The following is a 17062-nucleotide window of genomic DNA, read 5'->3' as shown; positions in this document are numbered from 1 at the left end:
TTTGAATAACGATAGTATAAAGTAAATTGAATTTTTCAAAGAAAAGTTTACTTATTAAGCATTGTTTATAAAATATTTCTAATATATCAGTATTTTTACATAGTGTTTTATCTAGGATAAATTGGACTAATCAAAGAAGCGTCATACGCTTACTCCTTGTCGTTATTTTTACGCTTCGACATAAAAAAAGGGAATGATAAATACCATTCCCTCTTCAAGAGTTTTGTAAATATTCCTTGGATAACTTGTATCAAGCCATAGCATTTTCATAAACAGGTAAGCCAAACTGGAAAGTTGTTCCTTTATTGGGCTGGCTAATGACCTTGATAGTAGAATTATTGATCTCTAATATTTTTTTGGCAATAGCCAAGCCTAACCCTGCCCCTCCACTCTGAGTTTTCCCATTTTCTGTTTTCCGGTACCGCTCAAAAATATACGATTGTTCGTTTTCTGGAATCCCAGGCCCATTATCTTTTATCATTACCTCCACGCTTTCATGAGAAGGTTTCAATTGGATAGTTACTGCACCATTTTCTGGGGTAAATTTCAAAGCGTTGTCCATCAGGTTTTGGATTACACGCTCTACCAAACTTATATCGGCAAAAACCAAAGGAAGCTTTTCTTCTATTTCAAGTTCTAGTTTGATATCTTTCTTTTTTGCCAACACTTGGCATTTGTAATATACATCCATGGCCAAATCGGAAATGGAAAAGGGCTCTTTTTGCGGTTCGATCTCCTTAGCCTCTAACTTCGAATATTCAAAAAGCTGAAAAACCATATGGCTCAGTTTATCCACGCTTCCTTTCAAAATCCCCAAATACTTTTCTCTTTCTACTTGGTCAAGGTGTTCATCTTTGATTTGGAGGGTTTCCACATACCCTTGCATAATGGCCAAAGGAGTCCGAAGGTCATGGGATACATTGGCAATCAGCTCCCTTCTCAAATTTTCCACAGATTTCAACTTTTCAATATTCCCCACTATCGTATCTGCCATTTCGTTGAAAGTGGTGGCCAAAATCGATAGGTCTGTTCTCTCTGGATTAGGCACACGGGCTAGCATATCACCTTCTTTGAACCTTCTCACCGTAAATATGATCTCACGAAGGCTCTTGGTCAAAAACCAAATGGCCAACAAACCTATGATAATGGCAAAAGCCAAGGTTACCGAAAAAGCCCCAACCCCAAGCCGAATAAAATAACTTGCAAACAAACTGTCGGTAACTTCTTCAAATGCCTTCCCTGCCAATACAATATAGATATATCCTTTGTGATCACCAATTTCGAAAGCCTCGGCAGAAAAAATCTTCTTTCCATCTTGGTCTCTTGGATCATCTCCCAAGATATATGCCTGTTTATTACAAGCTAAAAAATCCTTGATAGGCTGCAGATCTACTTGAGTGACATTTTTTCCCCTACCATCGTTGTCCAGCACAACTGAATATTGCACCACCCCTTTTTCATCGAGCAAAAAGACTTCAATACCTCGATTTACCGCCATCATATCGTGCATAATATCTCCAAACAAAGGCTTATTCACAGTTCCATCTTCCAAAAAAGGAGAGGTATCTTGAAATTTTTCATTGATAAGGTGGGCAGCCACTTCGGCATTGAGTCGCTGAGTAGTTTCCTCAAAATATTTTCGGGTAAAATAAAAAGTGATCAGGATCTGGGTAAGCCCGACCAATAGAAGAATCAACAAAAAGGAAATGGATAATTTCCGTATTAGCTGATTTGACAAAGTAGATGTTGACATTTTTATGTTTTTTTCGGTTAATCAATCTCCTCATTGAACTTGTAGCCTACTCCCCACATGGTAAGGATGTATTTAGGATTGGCCATATCGGGTTCGATTTTCGCCCTCAACCTATTTATGTGTGAATTTACGGTATGGTCATAGCCATCAAAATCGTAGCCCCACACCAAGTTGAGCAAGGTGGAGCGATCATAGCTTTTCCCTGGATGCGAAGCCAGCAATACCAATAACTCAAACTCTTTGGGTGACAAATCTGCTTTCTTTCCATCCACAGTTACTTTCCTTTTATTGGTATCTATCACCAAATTGTCAAACTCTAATAAAAGCTTATGGTCATCTGCCAAGCTTTCTTGGATCATCTTTGTTCGGCGGAAAATAGCTTTTACCCTCGCTATAAACTCCCTTACGCTAAACGGCTTGGTAAGGTAATCATCTGCTCCCACTTCCAAGCCCAACACCCTATCTATCTCCTCTGACTTAGCCGTGAGCATCATAATTGGCGAATGCACATTATTCGCTCTTATTTTTTGGCAAACCTCTATTCCATCCATTTTAGGCAACATGATATCGAGAATGATCAAATCAGGGTTCTCCGAAAGAGCCTTGTGCAAACCGCTTTCCCCATCGTAAGCTTTTGAAATCTGGCAAGAAAGATCATTCAAATGGATTTCTAGCAATTGAACAATCTCCTTGTCATCTTCTATTATTAGTACATTTTTCATAAAAAATAAATCTGCATGGGTGTGTCAAATAGTATGTGTTAATTACTGGCATGACAATATAGTAGGGAAAGTATCACAAAACCATCACGATACCCTAACCTTTTTGTACGCCACTTTCTAAAAACCAACTACTCAGAGGCTTATTCATATGCTTAAAGATATTTAATCTACTGAAAAACAACACCTTAAAAATAAATATCCATTGTGATAGAAATATGAGAATTGCGTGACACTTAGGCAATATTTACACGCTTGATTTGTAACATCATTAAAACAGAAACTATTCAAATCATGAAAAACGTAATCTTACTTGCAAGCTTGTTAGGGCTTTTATTTATGAGCTCTTGCAAAGACGACGAAGACAATTCTTCGACACAAAAAATGAAATTGGCGATCAACGGGTTGGAAGACCTCGGTTCTGATTATGCCTACGAGGGCTGGATAATTGTAAATGGTAGCCCAAAAACAACTGGTACTTTTACTGTGAACAGCAGCGGAGCCTTATCACAAACCGAGTTTGATGTGGAGATGGCTGACCTTCAAAGTGCCAGCGCTTTTGTACTTACCATAGAGCCAATTCCAGATAATGACCCAGCACCAAGCGATGTACATATCTTAGCTGGAGATCTGACGAAAGGGGCAGGCTCACTAAGCGTAGGGCACGGCGCAGCTCTAGGAAGTGATTTTGCTAGCTCGGCAGGCAAATTTATCTTGGCAACGCCTACCGATGGGATGGACAACAATGAGAATAGTGGTGTATGGTTCCTCGACCCTGCTGCTGGACCTGGTGCTGGGTTAACTTTACCTACACTTCCCGCTGGTTGGAAATACGAAGGATGGGCGGTTATAGGTGGCACTCCTGTCTCTTCTGGTACATTTTCAGCAGTTGATGCTGCAGACGATGCCGCCCCGTTTAGCGGAAGCGAACCAGGCCCTCCATTCCCAGGTGAAGATTTCCTTATGAACGCTCCTAGCGGACTTACTTTCCCAACTGACCTATCTGGAGCTACTATGGTCATCAGCATAGAGCCAGTTCCTGATAACAGTTCTGCTCCTTTCTTGTTAAAACCATTGGTGGGAGCTGCGCCGGCAAATGCAATGGACCATACTGCTTATGGTATGAACCAGAACCTTGGCTCGCTTCCTACTGGTAGTGTAAGTGCAGAATAAGTTCATCTAAACTCAAAATAACATGCCAAAACTTAGTGTTATTTGGTTCCTATTGCTCCTGCTTAGCGGGTGCATAGGAACCGATATTCTGGAAATTGAAATGATGGATCCAGAAATCAAGATCACCAGCAACATCATGAGTATTAAGGTAGGAGAGGAAGCTCAGTTCAAAGCTGTTTTCTTCGATGAAGTAGGCGATATGACCACAACGGGTTTCACTTGGACCTCTACAGATGAAAGTATTATTTCGATCGACAATAATGGTCTTGCTTCAGCTCTGAAAGAAGGTAAAGTGATCATTGAAGCTACAAAAGGAGGTATTTCCGACGCTATTAATGTAGAAGCTGGTTCTGAAACTATCGAAGTTCTCACGCAAAGAACTGGCACTTTTACAGGTTTGAACAATTATTCGGTAGAAGGTACTTTCGGTATTACGGAAAACCGTCAACTTGTTTTCCAAGAAAATTTCAAAGCAGACAGTGGACCTGGTTTGTATGTATACCTTTCCAATAATGCCACTTCAGTGCAAGGAGGCGTGGAATTGGGTATGCTCAAATCTAGTAATGGCTTGCAAGAATATGACCTGCCCTCGGGAATAGAAGCAAATACGTATGACCATGTCATTATCCACTGCAAGCCATTTAATGTTCCTTTTGGGACTGGAAAATTTGAATAAGCCCTTTTCAACCGAAACTATTTGACTCATGACAAAAATATTGACTATACCATTTCTCCTACTCATAGCACTTTCGGCTACTGCCGGAGGCGGTTGGCCACAGCCAAAAGGCGGCGGTTTTTTCAAAATTGGTCAGTACAATATCATCGCGAACAAATACTTTACCCCAGCTGGAGATGTCGTCGATATCACCACTACTGGCTATTACGCAACAAGTATCTACGGCGAATACGGCATTACAGATAAACTGACCGCTATCGCATACATTCCCTTTTTCGTTCGCTCTACGCTAAACAGACTAGAAACCCCCGAAGGTGAACTGGTGCAAGAAGGTGACGAACTCAACAGCTTTGGTGATACGAACCTTACTCTGAAGTATGGGATCTTCAACAAAGGACCCTATGTAGGAGCTTTGAGCTTGACTTTTGGACTCCCTTTAGGTGAGTCTGCTGGAGGTAGCACGGGCTTGCTCCAGTCGGGCGATGGAGAATTTAACCAAATGCTTTCTTTTGATGTGAGCCGATCTTTTGGGAAAGGAAATACCTACGCTACGGCTATGGTTGGATATAATAACAGGACTAATAATTTTTCCGATGAAATTAGGTACGGAGTAGAAGGTGGTCTCCGACTCAATAAAACATGGCTAATCTTACGGATTAACGGAATAAAACCTCTCGAAACAGGCAATGAAGATTTTGTGCCCAACAATGGTATCTTCAGTAATAAAATAGAATACTTGGCTATTAGCCCTGAAATTAATTACAATTTCAATGATAAAATTGGAGCGTCTGTCAGTGGAGGTTTTGCGGCTTATGGCAAAAGACTATTAGCTAGCCCAGCATTTTCCTTTGGCGTGTACATGAAAATATAAAAGATCCCATGAGATCCCTTTTAAGTTATTAATTGGACATCTCCGATGTATGAAGCCCAAAGGACTCCTTTGGGTTTCTTTTTAATACCTATTCAATCCCTTTCCACCATTTTGAGTTTGGAAAAATATTTTCATTCAATATAATTGGCTCGCCTATTTGCGGGGTGGTCATCGGCATTCCTAGCTCTTTCGCTTTCACCGAAACTCGCTCTATCGGGTCGGTCCAGCTATGCAGCGCCAAGGTAAATGCTCCCCAGTGGATCGGCATCATCATTTTTGCTTGTAAATCTACCGAAGCCTGTGCTGTTTCCTCTGGCATCATATGGATATTTGCCCATTGCTTGTTGTATTGACCACATTCCATCATCGCAAAATCAAAAGGGCCATATTTCTCCCCAATTTCCTTAAAGTGAGGCCCATAGCCACCATCTCCACTAAAATAAATAGTTTGGGTAGGTGATTGGATGATCCATGACCCCCAAAGGGTGGTAAATCTATCCGTCAGTCCCCTTCCTGAAAAATGTCTTGATGGTGCACAAGTGAACGCTAACGAATCGAGGGAAATCGTATCCCACCAATTAAGTTCGTGAATTTTCTCCTCGTCCACTCCCCATTCTTTCAGATGAGCCCCCACACCTAAGGGCATATAAAACTCGGAAACTTTGGCTTTCAGTTTTAGAATAGAACCGTAGTCTAGGTGGTCGTAATGGTCGTGGGAAAGAATTACTGCATCAATCTTGGGAAGCTTTTCAATTTCAATTGGCAAGGATCTGCTGTACCTCTTCGCACCCATAAACGGAACTGGGGAAGGCGTTTCTCCCAACATCGGGTCTATCAAAATATTCTTTCCTTCTATCTCCAACAAAAATGCTGAATGCCCAAACCAATAAATGCGAGTTAGACTTTTAGGGCTATTCACCAAACTAATGGAATCCATCTTGTTTACCGGAATATCTCCTTTGGGCTGCCGAGTAGGGTTTCCTTTTATAAATTCTCCCATCACACCTATAAACCCAAAAAAGTCCATATCCATGGAAGTAGGGATTAGGTTTTCAAATTTCCCCTCTTTGTAATGCCCCGATTCGCTGTATATTTTTATTCGCTCCTCATTGTGTTCACCCCCAAACTCTGGGCTGATATTCACAAAAAGCCCCCCAATCACTGCGAGCAAAAGAAGTAAAATACCAACAATTGCCCCTATTTTCTTAATCAGCTTTATAACTACTTTCATCTATGTTTCAATACTCTAAATACATTTCACTCACTCTTCAAATATCCCCATTCGTCAAACTCCTTGGCTAACTTATAGTATTTTTTTGCATTATGCACATCTCCTTTTTCATGGTAAAAATCGGAAATACCGACATAAATATAGGTTTTGAAAAACCGTGCATACGGTGTATTTACTTTTTCCAACATGTCTTCACACTCTGCATAAATTTCCCAAGCCTTTTCATTATTCTTATGATAAAGTTCTTCTATTAACCCGCTCAAAGTCATTCCCGCCAACTTGTAATACACCTTATCCGAAGCACACAACTTGGCAATTAGCGGTTTAGCTTTTTGATACTTTCCTTCCAAAACCAGTATTTCCGCCGATTTGAACACATAAAATAAATTGTTGGGGTAAAGCTCCATTAGCTTATGCTGAAATTCCAGCGCTTTAGCAGAATCATCCAAGTATCGATAATAAATGTAGCATAAGTAGAAATATGCTTCGGCTTTCGAATAGCTTGCATTTTCCGCTGCATATTTTATCTCTTTCATCCCTTCTTCCACATCCCCTGACTTAAAGAAAAATAAGACAGGCTTGTACACAGGCTTTTCTTCCGCATAAAATTCTCTGTAAAAATTATACAAACCAGAAGGAAGGGAGAATTCTGAATAATTCTTTTTGAGCTCGGAACTAGCAACAAACAACTTATACATTTCCCTCAGCTCGCCTATCACCTTCATGGTGCTTCCATCATCGTCCCAGTTACGGAGCATCATGCTCTTTGCTGAAAGTAAAAAAAACTTGGCTTCATAATCGTCTGGGTTTTCTTCCAACACCTCTTCGCTTTTGTCGCTAACTTTCTGGAGCAACGCCATGTGTTTTCGATACACTTCACTTTCAAAATCGAAGGGGAAATTTTGCCAATACAACGTCAGCGCTTCCAAAAAATAGTTGGCTGGATGCCCCGGTATTTTCTCCTTTATCTTTGTCGCAACCACTTTGGTTTTATCAAACTCCCAGTTGTACACCGCATGTGTAGCTTCCATGGAGAGTTGAAGCAATTCGGAGTCATTATTGAATACTTGTGCTCCAACCTTTGGCATTCCCACAAAAAAGATAAAAAGATAAATAAGTTTGAATACTATTTTCCCCATCAAGCATATTAAAAGGTTCCAATACACATAAGCTTAAAACGGCTAGATTGTTAGAAGAAAGGTGGGAAATGAATATATTTTGATCATTGTGTTTTTTGAGTTGCAATCAGGAACTTTAGAGATAGCTAAAAATCACCTAAATTTCTCTGCCAATTTTTTTTAAAAAAAGTCCTACTTTCAACTTGACTTCTTCCGAAATTTCGATTTTGCCTATAAACAACACTCCGCTACCAAAAGAGGTACTAAATCAGAAAATACTTATGAAAGAAAAAAATATTAGAGCAGTATATGAAGAGAATATAATTACTGTATACCAAGCCTACCGGTCAGCAATTGCCCATCCTGCAGTGCAACACCAAAAATTTGTACCTCCTTTTAAAATGGAACGAATGACATGGATCAAACCTTCTTTTTTATGGATGATGTATCGGTGCGGGTGGGCAGAAAAAGAAGGTCAAGAACATGTATTGGCTATTAAAATAAAACGTGAGGGTTGGGAGTGGGCATTGAAAAATTCATGTTTATCGCACTTTATAAAAGACATTCACCTATCACAAGAAGCATGGAAAACCTCTTTGCAAAATTCACCTGTCCGTATTCAATGGGATCCTGAAAAAGACATTCATTTGAACAACTTACCATATCGCTCTATCCAAATGGGGTTGACCGGTATAGCTGTTGAAAAGTATGTAAATGAATGGATTGTGGAAATAGAAGATATTTCTGAAAAGTGTAAACATATCCACTTACTTATCAACAAAAATAAAATAGAGGAAGCAATCCAATTACTTCCTCAGGAAAAAGTGTATCCTTTGCCAGAAGATTTAAAAGCTATAATAGATGCCTCATAAGGTTTTCGTTGCCTTTTGGCTTCTAGGAGAAAGTGAGGTATAACCAGCGAGGCTGCTTCACCTCATTTCAACTACGCCACTTGCATTTTTAGAGTTGTTGAGAAAGTCGAAAATAACTCACCCAAACTTCCCTACCAATTCCTCAAACAGCGTTTCTACTTTGAGCTTGATAGCTTCCAATGCTTCGATGGGTTCGGTTTTGTCGAGGTCGTGTACCAGCCAGTAGGTCAGTTTGTTTTCCCAGTCGGGAAAGTCTTTTTGGATCATGGGGCGATGCTCTTCTTCGTCCAAAATTATGGTGAGGTCAGTTTTTTCCAGTTCGCTATCGCGGAGCTTCACAGGGAAAGTCAATGGTCTTTTTAGTTCAATCCCCATCTTGTCCAACTTTTCTAAGGTATGAACCGACATAGAACCAGGGTTACTGGAGTTGATTACCCGCAAGCCCCTCGAAAAAGCATAAAAACTTCTTTTCTTTTGATCTGCTAAAAAATTGAAATATTCTTCGGCAAAGCGGCTGCGATAATAATTTCCAGTGCAGATAAACAAAACGGAGTAGGGCATGAGAGATGGTTAGGTTCTAGTATTTTTTTTCTTGATTTACTAGCAGATTGAAAGTTGCTAGTTTCTTGTGACTGGTTTTCTATAAAAGTAACTTTAATCAAAAAACTATTATTTGAATTACTTGTCTGAGCCCAAAATTATAACCCATTCCCGAATAACAGATGAACTTGGTGTAAATTTGCAGATTGAGTTTCGAGATTCGTGTTACAAATTGCGTGTTTGTAAACCTGCAACTTGAAACCCGTAACCTGAAACCCCATCCATTTTAAGGATAGAAACCTTACCACCCATGAAAAAAGAACTGACATTTACCCTTCCGCCACATGTAGCTTTTGACCCAGAAGTGTTTGAGAGCTTTGTGAAGAAAAAGCTAAAGGTATCGGAAACAGACAGAGTGGTAATTCGGCAAACCCGCCGCTCCATCGATGCCCGCTTCAAAAAAGTGAAGGTGCTAGTGCAGTGCGAAGCGTTTGTCAACGAAAATGCTACTCCTCTTATCGAGTACGTCCGAAAATACAGACATGTACACCATGCTCCGCAAGTAATCATCGTTGGCTCAGGGCCAGCTGGGCTTTTTGCCGCACTTCGTTTGTTAGAACTCGGTTTCAAGCCCATCATACTGGAAAGGGGCAGCGATGTACAAGCCCGAAGAAGGGATTTGGCTGCTATCAATAAGGAACATGTGGTCAACCCTGATTCTAATTATTGTTTTGGAGAAGGGGGCGCAGGAACGTACTCTGATGGAAAACTCTACACCCGCTCCAAAAAGCGAGGCGATTTCCGTAGGATTTTGGAAATATTTGTAGCCCACGGCGCTACGCCCGAAATTTTGGTAGATGCCCATCCGCACATCGGCACCAATAAGCTTCCCAAGATTATTGAAGGAATGCGGGAAAGCATTTTGAACGCAGGCGGGGAAATCCATTTCAACACACGAGTGGACGATTTCATAGTGAACCACGGGGCGATGAAAGGGGTAGTTACCCAAAATGGTGATAAGCTCGTCGGCATCGGAGTCATTTTGGCAACAGGCCACTCGGCTCGGGATATTTTCACCAAACTCCACGAACGGGAAGTCTTAGTCGAGTTCAAACCATTTGCCCTAGGCGTGCGGGTGGAGCACCAGCAAAACCTGATAGATAGCCTGCAATACCATTGCGAGAGTAGGGGGGAATATTTGCCCGCAGCGGCATACAATTTGGTTACCCAAACCATGAACCGTGGCGTGAAAAAGGGCGTGTTCTCTTTCTGCATGTGCCCAGGTGGGTTCATCGTTCCTTCGGCAACTGCCCCTGGCGAGGTGGTGGTCAACGGCATGTCGCCTTCAAGGCGAGATTCCAAATATGCCAATTCGGGCATTGTAGTTCCTGTGGAAGAAAAAGACATTAAGGCTTTTGCCGAGTTCGGACCTTTAGCGGGGATGCATTTCCAAGCTGCCGTGGAGCAAAAAGCCTGTGAAATAGGAGGGGGAACGCAAGCTGCTCCCGCTCAGTTGTTGGAAGACTTTGTAAACAAAAAAGTTTCTGCCAACCTCTTGGAAAGCTCTTACCAACCAGGGCTTACTTCGGCAGATATGAACGAGGTACTTCCTCCCGATTTTACCCAACGCCTTCGCTACGGATTCAAAGATTTTGGTAGGAAAATGCGAGGGTATTTGAGCAACGAAGCCCAGATTGTTGGCGTAGAAAGCCGGACTTCTTCCCCCGTGCGTATCCCAAGAGACCGAGAAACCTACGAACATGTCCAAACTAAACGACTTTTCCCTGCAGGAGAAGGAGCTGGTTACGCAGGGGGAATCGCTTCCGCCGCCATGGACGGAGAACGCTGTGCGGAAAAGTTAGTGGAGATGTATGGGAAGGGGTTGGTTTAGGGTTGGGTTTTGAGCAAGAGTAAGTTGGAAAACACTGTGTCACTCCACACGTAGATGCGAGGTCTCTAGCCTATGCACCAATTGGGAAACTTAATTCCTTTTTTGATTTGGGAGACTTTTCAAAGACGTGGGAGGGAGATTCCAAATCAAGTTTGGGATGACACTGAAAGGATAAAACCCAATTAGATTCCTATTAATAATAGCTTTTGCTTTCAAATCTGCTACTTTTGTAGCCTTGAAATTTCGAATAACACAATAGTCAAAAATAAAGAGAAATGGCAGAGTATAACCATAGGGAAATCGAGCCCAAATGGCAATCGTATTGGACGGAGAAGGACTTGTACAAAGTTGAAAACACCTCTGACAAACCTAAATATTATGTATTGGACATGTTCCCATACCCATCGGGTGCAGGGCTGCACGTGGGGCATCCGCTGGGCTACATCGCTTCCGATATCGTCACTAGGTTCAAAAAACTGAAAGGGTTCAACGTATTGCACCCAATGGGCTTCGATGCCTTCGGCTTGCCAGCGGAGCAGTACGCCATAGATACGGGTCAGCACCCTGCCATTACTACCGATATCAACATCAAGACTTTCAAAGAGCAATTAGCCAAAATTGGCTTTTCGTTCGATTGGTCTCGTGAGGTAAGAACTAGTTCGCCCGACTTCTACAAATGGACACAGTGGATTTTTATGCAGCTTTTCAATGCTTGGTATTCCAATGAGGAAAACAAAGCGAAGCATATTGACGAGCTTATCAAAATATTTGAACGCCACGGAAACACAAGCGTAAACGCTTCTTGCGACGATGACGTGCCTTTGTTCACAGCCGACCAGTGGAATGCCTACTCGGAGGAGGAAAAATTGGAGATGTTGCTCAACTACCGTTTAACGTTCGTATCGGAAGCCTTGGTGAACTGGTGCCCTAAGTTGGGAACTGTGCTTGCCAACGACGAGGTGAAAGACGGTTTCTCGGAAAGGGGAGGTTACCCTGTGGAGCGCAAAAAAATGAGGCAGTGGATGATGCGAATCACCGCTTTTGCCGATAGGTTGTTGCAAAACCTTGACAAGCTAGACTGGTCAGATTCATTAAAAGAAATGCAGCGCAACTGGATTGGAAAATCGCACGGTTGTGAGTTGGACTTCAAAGTAGATGGCACCGACATCACGCTTACGGCTTTCACCACTCGCCCCGATACTATTTATGGCGTTACCTACGTAGTAGTTGCTCCTGAGCACGAATTGGTGGCTGAGTTGACTACTCCAGACCAAAAATCAGCGGTTGAAGAATATGTAAGTTCGGCTAAAAATCGCTCGGAAAGGGAGCGTATGGCAGATGTGAAAACAGTTTCTGGTGTGTTCACTGGTTCGTACGTGGTAAACCCAATCAACGAAGAGAAAGTCCAGCTTTGGATTGCCGACTATGTATTGGCTGGTTACGGAACAGGCGTGGTGATGGCTGTACCATCTTCAGATGACAGAGATTTCCGCTTTGCCAACCACTTCGGTTTGCCTATCCGATTGGTGATAGAAGGCACTGAAGAATTGGACGACCCAACCGAAATCAAGGACGGCAAATTGATCAATTCTGACTTTTTGAATGGATTGATGGGCGAAAAAATATACGGAGAAGGAACTGGCGAAGCTTCTTGGGCTGCTATAAAAAAAGCAGAAGAGCTTGGGGTAGGGAAGAAGAAAGTAAATTTCAGAATGCGGGATGCGGTGTTCAGTAGGCAACGCTACTGGGGCGAACCTGTTCCTGTGTATTTCAAAAATGAACTTCCCTATTTGGTGGAAAAAAGCGAGCTTCCTTTGGAGCTTCCCGCCATCAACGAATATAAACCTACCGAAACGGGCGAGCCTCCGTTGGGTAGGGCAACCGACTGGAAATACCAAGGGGAATACCCTTACGAGCTTACCACCATGCCAGGTTGGGCGGGTTCTAGCTGGTACTTTTTGCGTTACATGGATGCGCAAAATGACCAAGAATTTGTTTCGAAAGAAGCAACTGAATATTGGAACTCTGTGGATTTGTACATTGGCGGCACGGAACACGCCACAGGGCACTTGCTCTACTCGCGTTTCTGGAACTTGTTCTTGTACGACATGGGCTTCATTGCCCACGAAGAGCCTTTCCAAAAGTTGGTAAACCAAGGAATGATTCAGGGAAGGTCCAATTTTGTGTATAAAGTAAAAGACGAAAATAAATTCGTTTCGGCAGGACTTAAAAAGAACTACGAAACTTCAGCTTTGCACGTAGATGTGAGTTTTGTGCAAAGTGATGTATTGGATATAGAAGCTTTCAAAAAGTGGAGACCAGAATACGCTGATGCTACTTTCGAACTGGAAGGCGGAAAATATATCTGTGGACATGTGGTAGAAAAAATGTCCAAGTCGAAGTACAACGTGGTGAACCCTGATACCATCATCGAGAAATACGGTGCGGATACTTTGCGTATGTACGAAATGTTCCTCGGACCTTTGGAAGATTCCAAGCCATGGAATACCGATGGAATAGAAGGTGTTTCCAAGTTCTTGAAGAAATTCTGGAGGCTTTTCGAAAATAAAAAAGGAGAGTTCGAAGTATCGGATGCAAAGGCTACCAAAGAAGAGTTGAAAGTGCTCCACAAAACTATCAAGAAGATAGGGGAGGACATCGAAAGACTTTCGTTCAACACTTCTGTGAGTGCCTTCATGGTTTGTGCCAACGAACTTGGCTCATTGAAATGCAACAAGAAAGAAATTCTTGAGCCACTTTTGGTTGTACTTAGCCCATTTGCCCCTCACATTACCGAGGAACTTTGGTCGCAACTAGGTCACACGGAAAGCATTACGTTGGCATTATTCCCAGCGTTCGATGAGTCGTATTTGAAAGAGGATGCGCACGAATACCCAATCTCTATCAATGGCAAGGTGAGAACCAAGCTTTCATTCGGATTGGATATGTCGAAAGAGGCGATTGAAAAAGAAGTGATGGCAAACGAGGTTGTCCAAAAATGGTTGGACGGCAAACAGCCGAAAAAAGTCATCGTAGTTCCTAAAAGAATTGTGAACGTGGTGATTTAAAACTGGTTACTAGTTACGAGTTAAAACAGGTCAGGCTTTTTAGGAGGCTTGACCTGTTTTTGTTTTGCTATTATGCTTTGGAAGGGTGGTCATTGAAGTAGTTGTGAAAAACCTCTTTTGTTTGTAAATTAAAACTAGCCGTAATGGGTAGCCTAATTTTGCTACCTAGAAAACCTTCCTAAAAAATTGAAACTTCGTACGGCATGAAAAAAGAACTAATTGCAGAGCTTTTCGAAAAATTTGAAGAAGCCTGTTACGACCTTGACGGACTGGAATGCTGGAGTGGACGTGAACTGCAGGTGATTTTGGGCTACTCAGATTGGCGCAATTTTACTAATACCATTCAAAAAGCGGTAAAGTCATGTGAAAACTCAGGAGAGCATGAATTAGATCATTTCGTTGGTGTCACCAAAATGATAGAAATAGGAAAAGGTGGACAAAGAGAAGTTCAAGATGTAGCACTGACGAGATATGCATGTTATCTTGTAGCACAAAATGGAGATGCGTCCAAACCCGAAGTTGCATTTGCCCAAACACACTTTGCCGTTCAGACAAGAAAGCAGGAATTAATTGAGCAAAGACTTCTAGATATTGCCAGGGTAACTGCAAGAGAAAAGTTATCCAAATCGGAGAAGAAACTTTCGGGAATAATTTACGAAAGAGGAGTTGATAATAGAAGTTTTGCTTTAATTCGGTCGGAGGGAGATAAAGCTTTGTTTGGTGGAAGAACCACTCAATTTATGAAAAAGAAATTAGGTGTACCAACAAACAGACCTCTGGCTGATTTTCTACCAACACTGATGATAAAAGCAAAGGATTTTGCTTCCGAGCTAACCAGTCATAATGTGGTGGATAAGGATTTATCTGGCAATAAGCAAATCACAAAGGAACATGTTGATAATAATAAAGAAGTGCGTAAAATGCTGTTAACAAGAGGGGTTAAGCCCGAAGAGTTGCCACCTGAAGAAGATATCAAAAAAGTGCAGCGCAGAATGGATAGTACAGAAAAGAAAATCCTAAAGGACATTAAGAAAGATAACAAGTAGCTTATAATGGGTCTTGAATGTGGTGATTTAAAACTGGTCAGGCTTTTTAGGAGGCTTGACCAGTTTTTTTTGTTTTGGATTTAGAAATTCTCGAATATCTAACTAAGCAATGTTCTATTGTTATTTAAAGCGATGTTTGTATATTTATTGAGAATTCATTCAAATTCAACAAAATGAAAAAGGCCTTTCTGATATTAACCTTGTCCTTCACTATCCAGCTATCATATGCTGAGTGTGCTTTCTCTGGATTTAAATTCTACCCAGAAAAAAGAGAAATAAGTCAAAATTCAATATTTATTATAGAAGGCTACTCATATAGCCAAAAAGTAATTAATTCATTTAGCAAGAACAGGCAAGCATATTTGGAAAGTGAAGATGGGACAATAGTAGATTTACTATTAGAAGAAGTATTAATAGGACAAATGGATGGCTCTTTATGAATTTACTTGAACGCTTATCTTTGTATTCAAAAAACGATGAATTTTCTATCTCAATTTAGTGACTTACTTCCTGTTCTACCACCTTTTGAGTTAGTTCTAGCAGAACGTGACGAGCCTAGCAACACTGTACATCTATATTTAGAGGTTTCACCTGAAGCTACCCCAAAAAAATGCTCTATTCATAGCTATTACGACCGTACCTGGGAACACTTAAAGCTTTTTCAATACCGCTGTTTTATCCATTGTAAGCTTCCTATATACAAAGATAGGGATACCGGTAAACTATCTAAGGCAGAGGTTTCCTTTTCTAGAGATTATTCGCGGTTCACACTTATGTTTGAGCAAGAAGTCATGCGTTTGATGCATATCCACCATTGTTTTACGGCAGTAGCCAGGACACTTGGCATTCGAGTCCAACGGGTTGAGCATATTTATCATCATTATACCCAACATCTTGAAGATGACTACTATAGTCAGCATACAGCCTCTAGGATTGCTTATGATGAAACCTCTACCCGTAAGGGACATGGATACATCACCAGCTTTTTTGATCTAGATACTTGGCAACTACCCGGTAGTTACGAAGGTAGATCTTCTGAATGTGTTGCCCGATTTAAGCAAGATCATCCCTATCCAGAAGCAGTAGAAGAAATTTCCATTGATATGTCCCCTGCCTTCATCAAGGGGGCCAAACAGTGTTTTCCACAGGCTAAGGTTACTTTTGACAAATGGCATGTGATCAAACTTCTCTACAAACATCTAGATCGACTTGGGGAAAAGGCTTATTGCTTTCAAGCTCAAATTGAACTATCAATGGAAAGGATAGATACTTTTTATCGGAAAGATCAATTTCAAGAGCTAAAAGCCCAACTGTGCTTCATTATGGACCTCGCCCAGGAAACCATGGAAACCAATCCGATCACTAAATCGATTAAAAGCCATTTTGATGGAATTGTTCAATACGCTCAATCTAAGATTAATAACGGTATCTTAGAGGGGCTCAATTCTAAAATTCAAATCATTAAACGGGTTGCTAGAGGGTTTCGGTCTAAAGACAACTTCATCAAGATGATTTACTTTGTATTTGCAAAATACCAGTTTCAAGTAAATTCATAAAGAACCAATGGATTTAACTCAGGCAGTTTTTAAACCATCAATAAAATTAGAACTCAACAAGAAGTATTTTCTAAAATTTTCTCATTTAACAGAGAGTGAAAATTATCATGAGTTAACTAGATATAATTCTTCAAACGCAGAACATGAACCAGTAGCTTGGGAGGTTACAGAAAGTCATTCACCAGAATTAAACCTAAATTTAAGTTTAAAATTTGTTCAAATGGAAGTAGAATACTACGGTTGTGGGCCTGCTGCTTATGCCGTATTTCAGCCAAATAATTTACCAGAATCAGAAGTTTGGTATAAAACAGAAGTGTATGATGAAACTACTAAAACTTCAAGTACATTTATTATTGGAGCAAGGACAGGAATAATAAGAGTTGGACACGGAATGTGTGCTGGTGGTTTTACATTTAATAATGAAGGAAGTTATAAAGTTAGATTTACCCCTATGAATATTGACGGAAAAAAACTAAATACCACAAAATGGAAAACCCTCGAAAGTCCTTTTAAAAACTCTTTAGGCTATTAGTAATGGCTATTATAAC

General features: G+C 41.1%; 15 protein-coding genes. 10 read left to right on the top strand and 5 right to left on the bottom strand.

Annotated elements, in window-relative coordinates:
* Positions 1-250: 250 nt before the first annotated feature.
* Together R9C00_27970 and R9C00_27965 are read right to left on the bottom strand one after the other, a co-directional pair.
* A complete protein-coding gene (locus tag R9C00_27970) occupies positions 251-1753 on the bottom strand; it encodes a HAMP domain-containing sensor histidine kinase (protein ID WPO35538.1) in 1503 nt (500 codons plus the stop codon).
* Positions 1754-1770: 17 nt separating this feature from the next.
* Complete coding sequence (locus R9C00_27965) at positions 1771-2475, bottom strand: response regulator transcription factor (GenBank protein ID WPO35537.1); 705 nt, start codon at positions 2473-2475, stop codon at positions 1771-1773.
* 291 nt (positions 2476-2766) lie between these two features.
* On the opposite strand from R9C00_27965, the gene R9C00_27960 reads away from it, so the two are divergent.
* From R9C00_27960 to R9C00_27950, 3 genes are read left to right on the top strand one after another with little or no spacing between them, the layout of a single operon-like run.
* Entirely contained in the window at positions 2767-3645 is an 879-nt protein-coding gene (locus R9C00_27960) for an anti-sigma factor (GenBank protein WPO35536.1), read from the top strand.
* A gap of 22 nt (positions 3646-3667) precedes the next feature.
* Positions 3668-4321 (top strand): DM13 domain-containing protein, encoded by a 654-nt coding sequence (locus tag R9C00_27955; GenBank protein ID WPO35535.1) that lies wholly within the window; start codon positions 3668-3670, stop codon positions 4319-4321.
* A 28-nt stretch (positions 4322-4349) separates the two neighbouring features.
* Positions 4350-5192 (top strand): hypothetical protein, encoded by an 843-nt coding sequence (locus R9C00_27950; protein WPO35534.1) that lies wholly within the window; start codon positions 4350-4352, stop codon positions 5190-5192.
* 88 nt (positions 5193-5280) lie between these two features.
* Here the strand turns inward: R9C00_27950 and R9C00_27945 are convergent, their stop codons facing one another.
* Complete coding sequence (locus R9C00_27945; GenBank protein ID WPO35533.1) at positions 5281-6423, bottom strand: MBL fold metallo-hydrolase; 1143 nt, start codon at positions 6421-6423, stop codon at positions 5281-5283.
* Positions 6424-6449: 26 nt separating this feature from the next.
* Positions 6450-7511 (bottom strand): hypothetical protein, encoded by a 1062-nt coding sequence (locus R9C00_27940; protein WPO35532.1) that lies wholly within the window; start codon positions 7509-7511, stop codon positions 6450-6452.
* 233 nt (positions 7512-7744) lie between these two features.
* Between R9C00_27940 and R9C00_27935 the strand changes: the two genes are divergently transcribed.
* On the top strand, positions 7745-8413 hold the full coding sequence (locus R9C00_27935; GenBank protein WPO35531.1) for a DUF4291 domain-containing protein: 669 nt from the start codon (positions 7745-7747) through the stop codon (positions 8411-8413).
* Positions 8414-8530: 117 nt separating this feature from the next.
* Here R9C00_27935 and R9C00_27930 read toward each other — a convergent pair whose 3' ends face one another.
* Positions 8531-8974, bottom strand: coding sequence for a hypothetical protein (locus tag R9C00_27930; GenBank protein ID WPO35530.1), 444 nt, complete (start codon positions 8972-8974; stop codon positions 8531-8533).
* 289 nt (positions 8975-9263) lie between these two features.
* Here R9C00_27930 and R9C00_27925 point away from each other — a divergent pair, with 289 nt between their 5' ends.
* From R9C00_27925 to R9C00_27900, 6 genes are all read left to right on the top strand, one after another.
* Entirely contained in the window at positions 9264-10844 is a 1581-nt protein-coding gene (locus R9C00_27925; GenBank protein WPO35529.1) for an FAD-dependent monooxygenase, read from the top strand.
* Positions 10845-11119: 275 nt separating this feature from the next.
* The gene (gene leuS, locus R9C00_27920) at positions 11120-13912 is read left to right on the top strand and encodes a leucine--tRNA ligase (GenBank protein WPO35528.1); all 2793 of its coding nucleotides are present in this window, start codon (positions 11120-11122) and stop codon (positions 13910-13912) included.
* Positions 13913-14115: 203 nt separating this feature from the next.
* A complete protein-coding gene (gene dinD, locus R9C00_27915; protein WPO35527.1) occupies positions 14116-14958 on the top strand; it encodes a DNA damage-inducible protein D in 843 nt (280 codons plus the stop codon).
* Positions 14959-15131: 173 nt separating this feature from the next.
* Complete coding sequence (locus tag R9C00_27910) at positions 15132-15398, top strand: hypothetical protein (GenBank protein ID WPO35526.1); 267 nt, start codon at positions 15132-15134, stop codon at positions 15396-15398.
* Between the two features lie 36 nt (positions 15399-15434).
* The gene (locus R9C00_27905; GenBank protein ID WPO35525.1) at positions 15435-16514 is read left to right on the top strand and encodes a transposase; all 1080 of its coding nucleotides are present in this window, start codon (positions 15435-15437) and stop codon (positions 16512-16514) included.
* A 7-nt stretch (positions 16515-16521) separates the two neighbouring features.
* On the top strand, positions 16522-17046 hold the full coding sequence (locus R9C00_27900; protein WPO35524.1) for a hypothetical protein: 525 nt from the start codon (positions 16522-16524) through the stop codon (positions 17044-17046).
* The last annotated feature ends 16 nt before the right edge of the window (positions 17047-17062 follow it).

This window comes from Flammeovirgaceae bacterium SG7u.111 (assembly GCA_034044135.1).
Classification (GTDB): Bacteria; Bacteroidota; Bacteroidia; order Cytophagales; family Flammeovirgaceae.
This window is presented reverse-complemented; position numbering and strand designations above follow the sequence as displayed.